The organism is Kitasatospora griseola (assembly GCF_044999035.1).
Lineage (GTDB): Bacteria > Actinomycetota > Actinomycetes > Streptomycetales > Streptomycetaceae > Kitasatospora > Kitasatospora griseola.
This window is the reverse complement of the sequence record NZ_CP173360.1, coordinates 907,336-921,074: the sequence shown is the minus strand read 5'-3', so window position 1 is coordinate 921,074 and position 13,739 is coordinate 907,336. Positions and strand designations below refer to the sequence as shown.

Here is a 13,739-nt window from a genome sequence, read left to right as displayed (position 1 = left end):
ATGCGGAAGTCATCGGAAGTCGGTTCATCAGTCCACCGGACTAGGAAACAAGGGGAGTCAATGCGACAGGTCGCCAGGAAAGGCCTCCTCACGGCCATGGCCACCGGCAGCGTGCTGGCCTCGACCGCGGGCTACGCCCACGCCATCGCCGACGCTCACGGCGTGGCCGCGAACTCGCCGGGCGTCGGCTCGGGCAACGCGGTGCAGGTCCCTGTGGAGCTCCCCGTGAATGCGTGCGGCAACACCATCAACGTGGTCGGCCTGCTCAACCCGGCCTACGGCAACAACTGCGCGAACCACAGCGGCTCGGGCTCCACCGGAGCCGGAGCCGGCACCACCGGGTCCGGCTCGACCGGCTCCCACACCGGCGGTTCCGGCTGGACGGGCGGTTCGGGCTCCACCGGTGGCTCGGGCTGGACCGGAGGTTCCGGCTCCCACACCGGCGGCTCCGTCCCGACCGGAACGTCGGCGGGCGGGACGTCGGGTGCGGGCTCCTCGGCCGGCGGCGTGGCCGCCAACTCGCCGGGCGTGATCTCGGGGAACCAGGCGCAGGCGCCGGTCGACGTGCCGGTCAACGCGTGCGGCAACACCATCGACGTGATCGGCCTCGGCAACCCGGCGTTCGGCAACAACTGCGTCAACGAGGTCACGCCGCCCGTCCCGGTCGAGGAGACGCCGCCGCCGGCCTGCCCCCCGCCCGGCGGCGAGTGCCCGCCGACCACTCCGCCCGTCACCCCGCCGGTGACCCCGCCCGTCACGCCGCCCGTCACCCCGCCGGTGACGCCGCCGGTCACCCCGCCGGGGCGCACCGTCGTCCCGGTCGGCGGGCAGACGTCCCCCCCGGGCTCGCACGCAGCCGGTGCCCACTCCGGGGGAACGGGTGGGCAGCTGGCCTCCACCGGCGCGGAGGGTCTGGAGATCCTCGCCCCGGCGGGCCTGCTCCTGATGCTCGGCGGCGGCGTGCTGTACCGCCGCTCCCGGGCCCTCGCCGGCCGCCACTGAGCCGGACCGACAGCCCCCGGGCCGGGGAACGACGCCGGAGAACGCCCGCGCCCGGGCCGCCCCACCGCTGATGCGACGGGGCGGCCCGGGCGCGGGCATGCGCGCTACCAGGTGGAGCGGACCTGCCGGATGATGCGCCGCTTCAGTCGGACCGTCCGACTGCCGTCGGGGTACAGCCGGAGCCGGTCGAGCTCCCACTGCCCGTACTCGGCGTGGTCGGTGAGCAGTTGGCGCGCGGCGTTGCGGGAGGTGCCGCGCGGCAGACGAAGCGACTGGTACTCGTACTCCGGAAGCCGGACCGGTTTGGTAGGAATCAAGACTTCTCCTCCGCTGCTGTGCTGCCTGCAAGCCTACGGCGCGCCGCCGACCGGTGGCCGGTTCGGGTCCGATCCGTCCCGGGCGGCAGGACGAGCCTTCCCGGGGTCGGAGCTGACCGTCAATCAGTTTTCCCTTCCGGTACGGATACCCGCCCCGGACCGCGCCGATGCGCGTTCGACGCGTGCGCCGATCAGGCGGGTTCGGGCGGGCCCGGCGGCCGGTGCGCCCCCGGGAATCGCGGTGACAGAAAGCCGCAGATCGGACATCCAGGGTGAACTTGCCCGGTTTTCACGGCCGTAGGTGACAACCGCTGTGCGTGTCGTCGCCAGGTGGGGATAGCGTCTGCACCATGTCTGATGCCGCGCAGCTGACCATCACCGAGGTACGGGCCGCCGCAGAGGCGGTCAAGGCCGCCATTGACCGCCACCTGCAGGCCGTCTCCAGCTCCACCGAGCCCGGCGATCCGGTCGTCGTCCACGCCTACGAGGAGCTCGCGGCGGCCGCCATTGCCTACGACCAGATCCTTTACGAGGTCTACGACGAGGTCACCCCGTTCGAGATCCCGGGCGACGAGCCGGGGGCCGGTTACCAGGGCCCCGAACAGCCCGAGGCGATCAGCGTGCTGATCCGCCGCGACTACCTGATCGCCGACCCGAAGCGCCTGCGTGCCCAGGCCGAACGGGTCGACGAGACGCTCACCCCCGGCGGGGGCGGCGAGTCCGAGGTGACCGCGGCGATCGGCGTGCTGTTCGGCGAGTACGAGCCGGACGAGATCGCCGCCCGGGCCGAGGAGTTCGGCCTGGAGGAGGGCGACTCCACGTTGTGGGTGTCGGCCACCGATCCCGCCGAGCCCGGCGAGTGGCTCCCCGAGCCGTTCGAGGGCGCCGACCCGGAGCTGCTGATCTGCCGCTTCGACGTCAGCGAGGTCTACGACGACGAGCTGGACGACTGACGGACCGTCATCCTGTCCGAGGGATGACACCGGCCCGGTGCCGCCGGGCCGGTGAAACCGAAACGCCGGACGCCAGAAGCGACCGGACGCCACCGACGAGAGGGCCCGGGACGACGACCTGTCGTCCCGGGCCCTTCGACGTGCTTCGGCCGATCGGCTACCAGAGTCGGTCGCTGACCGGCTGCTGGTCGGCCACCGACCGGCACCGGCGGCCGGTCGGTTACTGATCGGCTACTGGTCGGTGAGGACCGACCGCAGGCGGGTGGTGCGGGGCGCGGCGGGGCGCTCGGCGACCGCCTGGGCGAGCGCCGGGCCGGCCGCGTGGACCACCGAGAGGTGCCGCTCGGCCCGGCCGAACGCCGAGTACACCCACTGCCTGGTGAGCTGCCCGGCCGCGTCCTCCGGCAGCACCACGACGACCGCCGGCCAGCGCCGGCCGACCGCCTGGTGGGCCGTCACCGCCCAGCCGTGGCGCAGCTTGGCGGCCTGCTGGGGGCTGAGCGTGAGCCGCCCGCCGTCGGCGAGCTCCAGGTGCAGGCCGTTCGCGTCGCCGTCCAGCACCCGCGCGGGCAGGTTGACGCCCAGCGCGGGGGAGTGCACCACCCGGTCGCCCGGGTCGAAGCCGCCGAAACGGCCCGGGCCGGGGTTCAGCCTGGCCTTGGCGGCGGCGTTCAGCGCCCGGGTGCCGGCCGGGCCGCCGTGGCCCGGCGTCAGCAGCACGGTCTGCTCGGACGGGATCGACAGCGCGCGCGGGATGGAGTCGGTGAGCAGCTGCACGGCGCGGTGCACGGCCTCGCCGCCGTCCTTGGCGGTGAGGATCACCACCTCCTTGTCGGGGGCGTCCACCGGCTGGAGTTCGCCGATGCCGATGCCCGAGACCAGCTCGCCGATCGGCCCGAAGTCCGGCGTGCGGGACGCCACCGCCGGGCACGCCTTGGCGGCCAGCAGGTCGGCGAAGAACCGGCCCGGGCCGGCCGACCAGAGGCCGCCCGGGTCGCCGGACAGCACCAGCCGGGTGCCGTCCGCGAGCGCCTCCAGCAGCGTTGCGGCGGTCTCCACGTCGAGCAGCGGGGCGTCCAGCACCACCAGCACGTCCAGCGGCAGGGTGCCGTCGACCGCGCGCGGCAGCTGCGTGCCGTACAGCAGTTCGGCCAGCGTGCCGATCCGTCCGGCGGCAGGGGAGTCGTCCGGGAGCAGCGCGGCCAGCGCGTCGCGGCCCTGGCCGGTCCAGGTCGCCGCCCACACCCGCAGGCCGAGCCCGGCGGCGGCGTGCAGCAGCGCGGCCGGTTCGGCCCGGGCCGCCTCGCCGCCGGTGTGCAGCACCAGGCCGGATTCGGCGACGGTGCGCACCAGCTCCTGCGCGGACCGGGACGGGGCGGCCGCGGCCGCCGCCTCCCACGCCGCCGGGCCGGGCTGGACGGGGGCGGCGTCGGCCGACGGGCCCTCAGCGGCCGTCTCGCCCCCGGCCGGTGCGTCGACGCCCTCGGCGGGCTCCGCCGGTGCGCTGTCCGCCGCGTCGGCGTCCTCGACGTCCCCGGTGTGCTCTGCGCCCTCGGCGGCCGCTGTGTCCTCGGCATCCTCGGCGTCCTCGGCGTGCTCTGCGTCCCCGCCGTCCTCGCCCGGCGTGAAGGTCGACAGCAGCCGGACCAGGCCCTCGCCGAGGCTCTCCTCCGCCAGCGCGAGGCGCTCCAGGGCGAGCAGGGTGCGGACGGGCGGCTCCTCGTCCTCGTCGTGGCTGCCGGGCGGCATCGGCAGCTCCTCCTGGAACGGCATCACCCGCCCGTCCTCCAGCACCGCCTGGAGCGCGCCCGCCGGGTCGGGGACGTGCTGGGCGCGCAGCGCCTCGGACACCTCGCCGAGCTCCTGCGCGGAGTGCCCGCGCAGCGCGGCCTGCTCCAGCAGCCAGGCCACCAGCGCCTGGGCGCGCCGCGGGTCGCCGGGCTGCGCGTCGGGGCCGAGCAGCCCGCGGGCGAAGCCGTCGGCGTGCTCGGGGCGGACGCCGGGCAGCGAGAGCACCGCCCACGGGTCCTCGCGCAGCTGCTCGGCCGCGCCCTCGCCGAGCTCGGCGACCGCGACGGGGGCCAGCTGCGCGGGCGCGCCGCCGGCCGCCAGCACCTCGGCGACGGCCGCCAGCGCGGCCTTCCGCTGGGCGTCGGAGGTCGGGCCGTCGGAGGTCGGGCCGTCGGCGGGCGGCGCGTCGGCGGACGAAGCGTCAGGATCGCTCTGGCCGCTCCGGCCGACCGCGCGGATCGCTTCGGCGAGGGCGGCGACGGTACCGGCGTGCTGCTCGGCGGCCGGGGCCGGGCTCTCCTCGGGGGTGGTCATGCGGAAGGCTCCTTCAACGGGCGGACGGCTACGACAGCTCCGTCCAACCCTGGTCCGGGTAGCGGTGCACCGGGGCCGACACGTCGTCCAGGGCAGCGCGGATCTCACCCGGAAGCGTAAGCGCCTCCACCGACAGTGAGGACTGCAGCTGGGCGGCGGTGCGGGCGCCCAGCAGGGCGGCCGACACGCCGGGGCGGTCGCGCACCCAGGCGAGGGCGACCTTCAACGGCGTGGACGCCAGGCCGTCGGCGGCGGTGGCCAGCGCGTCCACGATCCGGCGGGACGTCTCGCCCAGGTACGGCTGGACCGAGCCGGCCGGGTGCGGGGCGGCGCCGCGCGACTCCGCCGGCACGCCGTGCCGGTACTTGCCGGTGAGCACGCCCCGGCCGAGCGGCGAGCAGGCCAGCAGACCCACCCCGGCGTCCAGCGCGGCGGGCAGCGCCTCGCGTTCGATGCCGCGCTGGAGCAGCGAGTACTCGAGCTGGACGGCGGCCAGCGGGGCGCGGCCGGGCGAAGCGTGCTGCCAGGCCGCGGACTTGGCGAGCTGCCAGCCGCTGTACTGGCACACCCCGGCGTACCGGGCCCGGCCCGAGGCCACCGCCAGGTCGAGGGCGTGCAGGGTCTCCTCGGTCGGCGTGGCCGGGTCGTACGCGTGCACCTGCCACAGGTCGACGTGGTCGGTGCCGAGCCGGCGCAACGAGGCGTCCAGGGCGTTCAACAGGTGGCCGCGGGAGGCGTCGTGACGGGGGGAGCCGGGCAGCGCGCCGGCCTTGGTGGCGATCACCAGCTCGGAGCGCGGGATCAGACCGTCCGTCAGCCGGGACAGCAGGTACTCGGCGCCGCCGTCCGCGTACACGTCGGCGGTGTCCACCAGGGTGCCGCCGGCGTCCACGAAGGCCTTCAACTGCTCGGCGGCCTCGTGCTCGTCGGTGTCCCGACCCCAGGTGAGGGTGCCCAGGCCGAGTCGGGAGACCCGCAGGCCGGTGCGGCCGAGCCGTCGCTGTTCCATCGCGCCCTCCGTCAACCGTGCTGCGCCACGCAGGACGGCGCAGGTCGGGGGCGGTGCCCCCCACGTGCTGCGAGATTAGCGGCGAAACCCCCTGCCGCCGGGGACGACCCGCTCGGCCGACGTGTCCGCGTGCCGCGCGCTCAGCAGTGGGTCGCGATGCACAGCAGGACGCGGCCGTCCGCGTCGGCGAACTCGTACGCCTCGTGGCGCGGATCCGCGGCGGCGTCGTACCCGGCGCGCGCCCGCAGCCAGGCGTCCGGGCGCTCCTCGGGGGTGAGCAGGCGCGGGACCCGGAACCGGGCCCGCTCGTCGTACTCCTCGCCCGTCGTCATCCGGTCGGCGGTGCCGGCGAGCCGCTTGGCCCGGCGGACGTCCAGCGACCCCCGGGCGAGGCGCCAGTGGCAGCCGTCGATGTCGGTGAAGCCGCCGTCGGCGACGGGCATCGGGTTGCGGCGGACGTCGGGTTCGTCCTCCGGCGGTGCGGGCACGGCCGCCACCAGGTCGGCGAAGGCGGTGGCGGGCGGTCGCTTCTTCGGCACCCCGGCAGCATGCCGGGCAGGTGTGGCGCACGACACTTCTACCGGTCGGTAGCAGGTGGTCGGCACGGGGGCTACGCTCGCCGCACCACCGACTGGAAGGCAGCGGGCACATGCGACTCGGCATCAACCTCGGTTACTGGGGACTCGGCCTGGACGCCGACAACATCGCGGTCGCCCAGGAGGCCGACCGGCTCGGCTACGCGGTCTGCTGGGCCGCCGAGGCGTACGGGTCGGACGCCGCCACCGTGCTGTCGTACGTCGCCGCGAAGACCGAGCGGATCGACGTCGGCTCCGCGATCTTCCAGATCCCCGCCCGCACCCCCGCGATGACCGCGATGACCGCCGCCACCCTCGACACCCTCTCCGGCGGCCGCTTCCGGCTCGGCCTCGGCGTCTCCGGCCCGCAGGTCTCCGAGGGCTGGTACGGCGTCAAGTTCGACAAGCCGCTGGCCCGCACCCGCGAGTACGTGGAGATCATCCGCAAGGCGATGTCCCGCGAGCGGCTGGTCCACGACGGCGCCAACTGGACGCTGCCGCTGCCCGGCGGGCCCGGCAAGGCGCTCAAGCTCACCGTCCACCCGGTGCGCGAACACCTGCCGATCTACATCGCCTCCATGGGCCCGAAGAACCTCGAACTCACCGGCGAGATCGCCGACGGCTGGCTCGGCCTGTTCTTCGCCCCCGAGCACGCCGCGCTCTCCGTCGACGCCCTCGCCGCCGGCCGCGCCAAGGCCGGCCGGACCCTGGACGGCTTCGACCTCTGCCCGACCGTCAACATCGCGGTCGGCGAGGACATCCACGCCGCCGCCGACACCCTGCGCGACTACACCGCCCTCTACCTCGGCGGCATGGGCAGCAAGGAGAAGAACTTCTACAGCCGGCTCGCCCGCCGGATGGGCTTCGAGCAGGCCGCCGACGAAGTCCAGACCCGCTACCTCGCCCGCGACAAGGCCGGCGCCGCCGCCGCCGTCCCCCACGACTTCATCGACGCCACCTCCCTCCTCGGCGACACCGCCCGCATCGCCGACCGCATGCAGGCCTACGCCGCCGCCGGCGTCACCACCCTCACCCTCGCCCCCTCCGGCTGGACTCTCGACGAACGCATCACCGCCCTCCGCACGGGCGTCGACGCCCTGGAACGCGCCGGTCTCGCCTGACGACAGGTCTCCCCCGGGGGTCAGGTTCGGGCAAGCCGTCCAGGCCCTCAGGAAGCACCTGCCCGCTGTGACCGGCACCAACGACGCACCGTGACGCGGTACGACGGCTGCGGGCGCAGCCTGCTGGGCGTCCGCCGCCGCTCCCGGGTGGCAGCGTGACCTGATCCTCGACGCAGCGGCGCGCGAGGGCGGGCGCGTCATCGGGTGGGCGGACGAGAGAACTGCCCGGTGCGTCCGAGAGCGGCGGGACGAGCAGGCCGACGAGCAGGCCGAGCGCGCCCGCCGCTTTCGCCGTCCCGAGCCAAGGCAGCCAGGAGTCGGGCACGCCCACCTTGGTCATGCTGGCCGTGACCTGCGGGTTCCGGGTGAAGGTCAGGAAGGCGGAGGCGGACAGGCCGAGTGCGAGCAGTGCGGCGACGACGACATAACCGGTGAACATGGAGCACATTCAATGATGGGTGGAGGATAAGCCATTGAACCGCACCAATGATTTGTTGTCCTCCATAATGTGGTCGCTGTGTACGGTGGACGCCATGGCAGCTGCACACCCGATCGACCGCCTCGGCTTCCTCCTCTCCTTCCGCGGGGAGCTCGCGGGCACCCGCATTCGTGCCGCGCTGGCCGTCGCCGGGCTGCATCCGCGCAATGCGATGACCTTGATGCGGCTTGCCCCCGGCGCTACCAGCCAGCGCGAACTGGCCGCCGCGATGGAGGTCGACCCGAGCCAACTGGTCGCCGTTCTCAACGAGTTGGAGTCCGCCGGGCTGTGCGAGCGCCGCCGCGATCCCGCCGACCGGCGGCGCCACATCGTGGAGATCACTCCGGCCGGTCGGCAGGCGTTGGAACGCATCGACCAGGAGGTCGGCACGGCCGAGCGCGAACTCTTCGGCGACCTCAGCGCCGAGGAGCAGGCCCAACTGCGCAACCTGCTCGACCGCGTCCTGGTGGACCCGGCCACCCACGAGTGCGGCGAGTGACGCCGACTGGGCCCGCAGGCCGGCGGTCCCTGCATCGCGCCGGCCTCGCTAAGGCCACCCTTCCGGATCTTGCGGGGCGCGCGACGCCGGATCATCCCTTCCCCAGCCCCCCTCGGGCCGGGGGAGGCGCGCGCTGATCCGACAGGATCCGGGCGAGAGGGCCAGCCTGAGCGGGCTGCCGGAGCGGTTCCGGGCCGGGCTCCGAGATATGCGCGGACGTGGTCGGAAGCGGCCAAAAATATAGAAAAGAAAGCGTTTTGACGCAGCATAAGGTTCCGATACGATCGCTCACGTTCGTAGCCGTGTGAGTTCGCCACGGTGATGACTTGGGCGCGAATGTCCTTTCTGGGGGGAACTTTGAGCATCCGTCGGTCGATCGCTGCCGCCATATTCGTGGCTGCCGTCTCTGCGCCCACCGCTTTCGGTGCCGCGCAGGCCATGGCCGAGACCGTGCCGACCGGTCAGTCCCAGCCGGACGCCGCCGCGACGGACACGGACCCGGCGCCGGCCGACCCGAAGCCTGCGGACCCGGCCCCGGCCGATCCGACACCTGCGGACCCTGCGCCGGCCGACTCCAAGCCGACCGACCCGACACCGGTGGACCCAGCTCCGGTGGAGCCCAAGCCGACCGAGCCCGCCCCGGTGGAGCCCAAGCCGACCGAGCCCGCTCCGGTGGAGCCCAAGCCGACCGAGCCCGCTCCGGTGGACCCCAAGCCGGTCGATCCGGCGGCGGTCGAGAAGGAACTGCGCGACCGTCTTGACAAGGCGATCGCGGAAAAGGGCCACAGCAGGTACTTCTACGAGCACGCAAAGGCCGCGGCGGCCGGCACTGTCGACGACGTCCGGAAGTTCCTGGATGTCGACATGCCGCGAATCCTGGTCGAGGACAAGTTCGTCCGCGTCGCGCAGATCGTGAGCCTCTCGGAGCCGGACAGCCCGCTCCGACAGGCCGCTCGCGAGGCGTACGAGGGCGGCACGGAAGCGGACATGGACCACTTCCTCAACACCGTCTGGCCGCCGGTTGCCGCCGAGTACCGGGCGAAGGCCGCCCGGATCCTGAATGAGCCGGGCATCACCCGGATCCTGCGGGACGCCGCGAACGAGGCGCTCGACGGCAAGGACCAGGAGCTCATCTACTTCATCGGCCGCCTGCCGCAGCTCCGTCACGACGACGACCAGCTGCGGATCTCCCAGCTGATCGAGGTCGGCGGCCCCGAGGTCCGCAAGGCCGCCCTGGCCGCGCTGGAGAACGGTTCGAACGAGGCGCTGCGCACCTTCCTGGAGGTCGGTCTGGCCGAGGCGAAGGCCCGGGATGCCGCCGCGCAGGAGCAGCAGAACCACCCGCAGACCGGCAACAACGGCAACAACGGCGGCAGCGGCACCGGTGTCACCCAGGCGTCCCACACCACCACCGTGACCACCACCACGACCACGACCGGCACCACCACCGGCGTGCTCGCCTCCACCGGTGCCGACGCTCCGCTCGGTGCGCTCACCGTCGCCGGCGCCACCGCGCTGGCCCTCGGCGCGGGCACCCTGGTGGTCACCCGCCGCCGGCAGCAGTCCTGACGCTTCGCCGACGAGCCCCGCAGGGTGGCCGTTCTCCGGACGGCCGCCCCGTGACTCCTCATTTCTCCCGCCGCCCAGGTGCGCGGCGATGACCTGAAACCTGTACCAGGGGAAGACCTTGAGCATCCGTCGTTCGATCGCCGCTGCCGTTTTCGTGGCCGCGGTCTCCGCTCCGACCGTCCTCGGCAGCACGCCGGCCCTCGCCGACACCGCGCCCACGCCGACCGGCCAGTCCCAGCCGGACACCCCGGCCACGGACGTGCCGACCACCGAAGCCCCGACCACCGAAGCCCCGTCCACGGAGACCCCGTCCACGGAGACCCCGTCGGCCCAGGAGCCCTCCACCGAGGCACCGTCCACCGAGGCACCCTCCACCGAGACCCCGGCGACGGACCCGGGCACCGGCACGCCCACGCCGGGCGGGACCACGCCGGGCACGCCCACGCCGGCGCCCGCCGAGCCGACCCCGGCGGAGCCCGCGCCCGGCGGCGACGCCTCGCAGGAATTGGACGACCTGCGGGTGCGGCTGCTTCGGGTGATCGCGGAGCCGGGCCACAGCCGGTACTTCTACGAGCGCGCCAACAAGGCGCTGAGCGGCACCGCCGAGGACATCCGGCACTTCCTGGACGTCGAGATGCCGGGCATCATCCACGACGACAATCGCATCCGGGTCGTGCAGATCATCAGCGAGGCCGGACCGGGCACCGACATCTGGCAGGCCGGGCAGAAGGCGCTGAACGGCGACAACGCGGCGATCGACCACTTCCTCCAGGTCGAGTGGCCGCAGTGGGCCAACAGCCAGCGGTGGATCAAGGTGCTCCGCCAGCTGACCCAGCCGGGCAGCTCGCTCACCCTCACGGAGGCCGCTGCCAAGGCCCTCTCCGCGGACGACCTCAAGGCCTTCCTGGCCGGTCTGGACGGCACCGACGTCCGCGAGGCCCGGCTGCGGATCACCCAGGCCATGTCGCTCGGCGGGCCCGAGGTCCGCAAGATCGCGAACCGGGCCCTGGACTCGCTCGACGAGGCATACATCCACAGCGTTCTGCTCACCGGCCTGGCCGAGGCCCAGGCCCGGGACGCGGCCAACGCCAAGGTCAACGACGCCAACTGGCAGAAGGTGCTCCACACGCTGATCCGGCCGGGCAGCTCGCTCACCCTCACCGAGGCCGCCGAGCAGGCGCTCGGGGCGGACGCGGCGAAGGCTTTCCTGGCCGGTCTGGACGGCATCTCCGACGACGAGGTCCGGCTGCGGATCTCGCAGGCGATGTCGATCGGCGGGCCGGAGGTCCGCAAGGCGGTCGGCCACGTCCTGGACGGCCACACCTCCGCGTCGCTGCACGCCTTCCTGCTCACCGGCCTGGCCGAGGCCCAAGCTCGCGACACGGCCAACGCCCACCAGTCGGAGGGCGGCAACCAGGGCACCGGCGGTACCACTCCCGAGCAGGGCGGCACCACCGTCACTCCGGTGTCCGACACGACCACCACCACGGTGACCACCAACGACACCACCACCACGGGCGTCCTCGCGTCCACCGGCGTCGACGCCCCGCTCGGTGCGATCACCGCCGCCGGCGCCGCTTCCGTGGCTCTCGGCGCCGCCCTGGTGGCCGCCCGCCGCCGTCGGCAGCAGCAGTCCTGACGAGCCGTCACCGCAGGTCCTGAACGCGGCGCACTCCGGTCACGCACCGGTGTGCGTCGCGGTTCTCGTTCTGCGCCGGACGGCCGGCCGTCCGCCGACCGATGCTGCGTCAGGTTCCTTGTGCGCAGGTCGACTTGGTGGTTCCTTGGGAGTGGAGCGGGCTTAGTTCGCCACGGCCGTTTACCCTCGAGGAGTTCGCCGTGTCCATGAAGCTGGAACGCGAGCCGGGTCGACCGGTGGATCCCAACCTCGTCTTCTTCCTGATGCCGTACGGGAGGAAAGCCGTACCCGACGGCCGCACCCTCGACTTCGACTCGGTGTACCGGGAACTCGAGTCCGTGGTGCGGAGTTTGGGGCTGAGCGCCCAGCGCGCCGACACCAACGACGAGACGACGCTCGGCCCGCTGGAGGCCGCCTGGGACGGGGTCGACCGGGCCGGCATCGTGGTCGTGGATCTGTCGGTTCCGTCGACGTCGGTGGCCATGGAGCTCGGCTGGGCCATGTGCCTGCACAAGCGCATGGTGGTGACCATGTACGAGGGGGCGGCGGTCCCGACGAACGTGGTCGGGCGGCTCCGGCCCATCACCTACACGCAGGAGTTCGAACAGTTCGGGCGGTTCAAGAACGAGCTGCGGGAGCGGATCCAGGCGGAGCTGCAACGCACCGCGCCGGAGCGGGACCTGGTGCCGCGGACCGCGACGTGGGGGGCGTACGAGGCGACGGCGCAGGTGGAACTGGCGTTTCCCGACCGGGTCTTCGTCCGGAACATCCAGGACCCGTTGCAGGCCGCCGAGATGAGGCGCGAGGAGGTCAGCTACTGGGACATGGTCCCGGAGGACATGTCGGCCAGCAAGCACTACCGCCAGGGCAGTACGGTCAACGGCTTCTTCGTCGTCGACCAGGGGCGGGTGGTCTTCACGCAGCGGTATCGCCAGGAGAACCCGTGGCCCCGGCTGGTGGCGGCCTACCGGCTGCGGCAGGTGTACTCGGCGCGGGTCACCAACGTGAGCCCCGCGGCCGGTGCGTTCATCGAGCTGCTGCCCGAGGGCGGCAAGTCGTTCATCCCGGCCTATCAGGTGCGGGCCGCGGGCATCGCGAAGGACGACGAGGTCCAGGTGCGGATCCTGCGGGTGGACCCGGTGCAGCGGCGCATCGACGTGGCGCTGGCCGACGCGCCGAAGGCCGGCCTCGCGGCGCCGCCCGCCGGCGAGTACCCGACGGTCGGGGAGCGTTTCGCGGGCACGGTGCACGACGTGCAGGCCAACAAGGGCTACGTCCGGGTGCGGCTGGACGGCTACCGGCGGCCGGGCCTGCTCCACCGGTCGAACATGAGCGATGCGCTGTGGCAGGCGGTGCGGGCGGGCCGGGTCACCGCCGGCTCCACGATCGACGTGGTGGTGCTGCGGGTGACGGCCTCGCGGAACCGGGTGGCGCAGTGGGACATCGCCCTGGAGGAGGACCGGAGTGCGCAGGCCGCGCCGCGACTGACCGCGGCCGGCGCGGACGACGGTGCGGGCACGACGGCGCCCGGCCAGGGGCCGGGCGCGTGAGCGACGCGGTCCCCGCGTGCGCCTGCCGCCGATGCGGTCCCACCGCCGTCCGGGAGGATTGGAGGACCACGGGCGCAGGGTCGTCGTCGCGTCGGGACCGGCTGCGGGCCCAGCTGTCGGCCGAGGTCCGATCGGTCGCGCGGGACATCATCGGGCGGCACGGGGTGGAGGCCCTCACCCTGGCCGCCGTGGCGCGTGCGGTCGGGGTGACGCCCGCGGCGCTCCACCGGTACTTCACCGGGCTCCCCGGCATCGTCCGGCAGGCCGCGCGCGACATCGTCGGGGAACTCTGTCGGGAATTGCGGGATGTCGTCGAGGCCGAGGCCGAGGGCGACTTCGCGGCACGACTCGTCGAGCCGTCAAGGGCCTTCCGGCGGTGGGAGCTTGCCCATCGGCAGGAGTTCGGTCTGCTGTTCGGAAACCACGGTTCGGTTGCGGGCGGGGCCTGCGGGGAGGTCACGGGCGAACGGGTCCGCCGGCTCGCCGGCGTCCGGGGGCCGGTGTTCACGCACCTCTGGGCGGCCCGGCCGTATCCGCTCCCGGCCGAGGAGGACCACTTCGCGCCCCTGGTCACGGATCAGGAGCCGATGTTCGAGCTGCTGATGCAGGACCTGACGGCGAGGACGGGGCCGGCCGCCGACCACCGGCCGCCCCGGACGAACGCCGGCCGCTGACGGCGCGGCCCGGACCCGTCGGGAGCGG

13 protein-coding genes are annotated in these 13,739 nt (G+C 73.7%); 8 read left to right on the top strand and 5 right to left on the bottom strand.

The window, feature by feature from the left end; all coding sequences use genetic code 11:
• Window positions 1–96: 96 nt before the first annotated feature.
• Window positions 97–1,002 (top strand): chaplin, encoded by a 906-nt coding sequence (locus ACI1MP_RS04560; protein ID WP_404867773.1) that lies wholly within the window; start codon window positions 97–99, stop codon window positions 1,000–1,002.
• Window positions 1,003–1,106: 104 nt separating this feature from the next.
• Here the strand turns inward: ACI1MP_RS04560 and ACI1MP_RS04555 are convergent, their stop codons facing one another.
• Window positions 1,107–1,316, bottom strand: a complete 210-nt coding sequence (locus ACI1MP_RS04555; protein ID WP_043912690.1) for a DUF5703 family protein — start codon at window positions 1,314–1,316, stop codon at window positions 1,107–1,109.
• A 353-nt stretch (window positions 1,317–1,669) separates the two neighbouring features.
• Here ACI1MP_RS04555 and ACI1MP_RS04550 point away from each other — a divergent pair, with 353 nt between their 5' ends.
• Window positions 1,670–2,272, top strand: a complete 603-nt coding sequence (locus ACI1MP_RS04550; RefSeq protein ID WP_100584738.1) for a hypothetical protein — start codon at window positions 1,670–1,672, stop codon at window positions 2,270–2,272.
• A 231-nt stretch (window positions 2,273–2,503) separates the two neighbouring features.
• On the opposite strand, the gene ACI1MP_RS04545 is transcribed toward ACI1MP_RS04550, so the two are convergent.
• The 3 genes from ACI1MP_RS04545 to ACI1MP_RS04535 all read right to left on the bottom strand — a co-directional run bounded on the left by ACI1MP_RS04545 (window position 2,504) and on the right by ACI1MP_RS04535 (window position 6,145).
• Window positions 2,504–4,597 (bottom strand): helix-hairpin-helix domain-containing protein, encoded by a 2,094-nt coding sequence (locus tag ACI1MP_RS04545; RefSeq protein WP_404867772.1) that lies wholly within the window; start codon window positions 4,595–4,597, stop codon window positions 2,504–2,506.
• Window positions 4,598–4,625: 28 nt separating this feature from the next.
• On the bottom strand, window positions 4,626–5,606 hold the full coding sequence (locus tag ACI1MP_RS04540; RefSeq protein WP_380332498.1) for an aldo/keto reductase: 981 nt from the start codon (window positions 5,604–5,606) through the stop codon (window positions 4,626–4,628).
• Between the two features lie 140 nt (window positions 5,607–5,746).
• Complete coding sequence (locus ACI1MP_RS04535) at window positions 5,747–6,145, bottom strand: hypothetical protein (RefSeq protein ID WP_404867771.1); 399 nt, start codon at window positions 6,143–6,145, stop codon at window positions 5,747–5,749.
• A gap of 110 nt (window positions 6,146–6,255) precedes the next feature.
• On the opposite strand from ACI1MP_RS04535, the gene ACI1MP_RS04530 reads away from it, so the two are divergent.
• On the top strand, window positions 6,256–7,302 hold the full coding sequence (locus ACI1MP_RS04530) for an LLM class F420-dependent oxidoreductase (protein WP_380332492.1): 1,047 nt from the start codon (window positions 6,256–6,258) through the stop codon (window positions 7,300–7,302).
• Here the strand turns inward: ACI1MP_RS04530 and ACI1MP_RS04525 are convergent.
• The gene (locus tag ACI1MP_RS04525; RefSeq protein ID WP_380332489.1) at window positions 7,250–7,741 is read right to left on the bottom strand and encodes a DoxX family protein; all 492 of its coding nucleotides are present in this window, start codon (window positions 7,739–7,741) and stop codon (window positions 7,250–7,252) included. The genes ACI1MP_RS04530 and ACI1MP_RS04525 overlap by 53 nt on opposite strands.
• 94 nt (window positions 7,742–7,835) lie before the next feature.
• Between ACI1MP_RS04525 and ACI1MP_RS04520 the strand changes: the two genes are divergently transcribed.
• The 5 genes from ACI1MP_RS04520 (at window position 7,836) to ACI1MP_RS04500 (ending at window position 13,711) form a co-directional block, all read left to right on the top strand.
• Window positions 7,836–8,279, top strand: coding sequence for a MarR family winged helix-turn-helix transcriptional regulator (locus ACI1MP_RS04520; RefSeq protein ID WP_404867770.1), 444 nt, complete (start codon window positions 7,836–7,838; stop codon window positions 8,277–8,279).
• Window positions 8,280–8,717: 438 nt separating this feature from the next.
• The gene (locus tag ACI1MP_RS04515) at window positions 8,718–9,848 is read left to right on the top strand and encodes an LPXTG cell wall anchor domain-containing protein (protein WP_404867769.1); all 1,131 of its coding nucleotides are present in this window, start codon (window positions 8,718–8,720) and stop codon (window positions 9,846–9,848) included.
• Between the two features lie 118 nt (window positions 9,849–9,966).
• Entirely contained in the window at window positions 9,967–11,487 is a 1,521-nt protein-coding gene (locus ACI1MP_RS04510; protein WP_404867768.1) for an LPXTG cell wall anchor domain-containing protein, read from the top strand.
• Window positions 11,488–11,693: 206 nt separating this feature from the next.
• Window positions 11,694–13,037 (top strand): S1 RNA-binding domain-containing protein, encoded by a 1,344-nt coding sequence (locus ACI1MP_RS04505; protein ID WP_380332843.1) that lies wholly within the window; start codon window positions 11,694–11,696, stop codon window positions 13,035–13,037.
• Window positions 12,923–13,711 (top strand): TetR/AcrR family transcriptional regulator, encoded by a 789-nt coding sequence (locus tag ACI1MP_RS04500; protein WP_404867767.1) that lies wholly within the window; start codon window positions 12,923–12,925, stop codon window positions 13,709–13,711. Before ACI1MP_RS04505 ends, ACI1MP_RS04500 begins: the two co-directional genes overlap by 115 nt.
• Window positions 13,712–13,739: the final 28 nt, after the last annotated feature.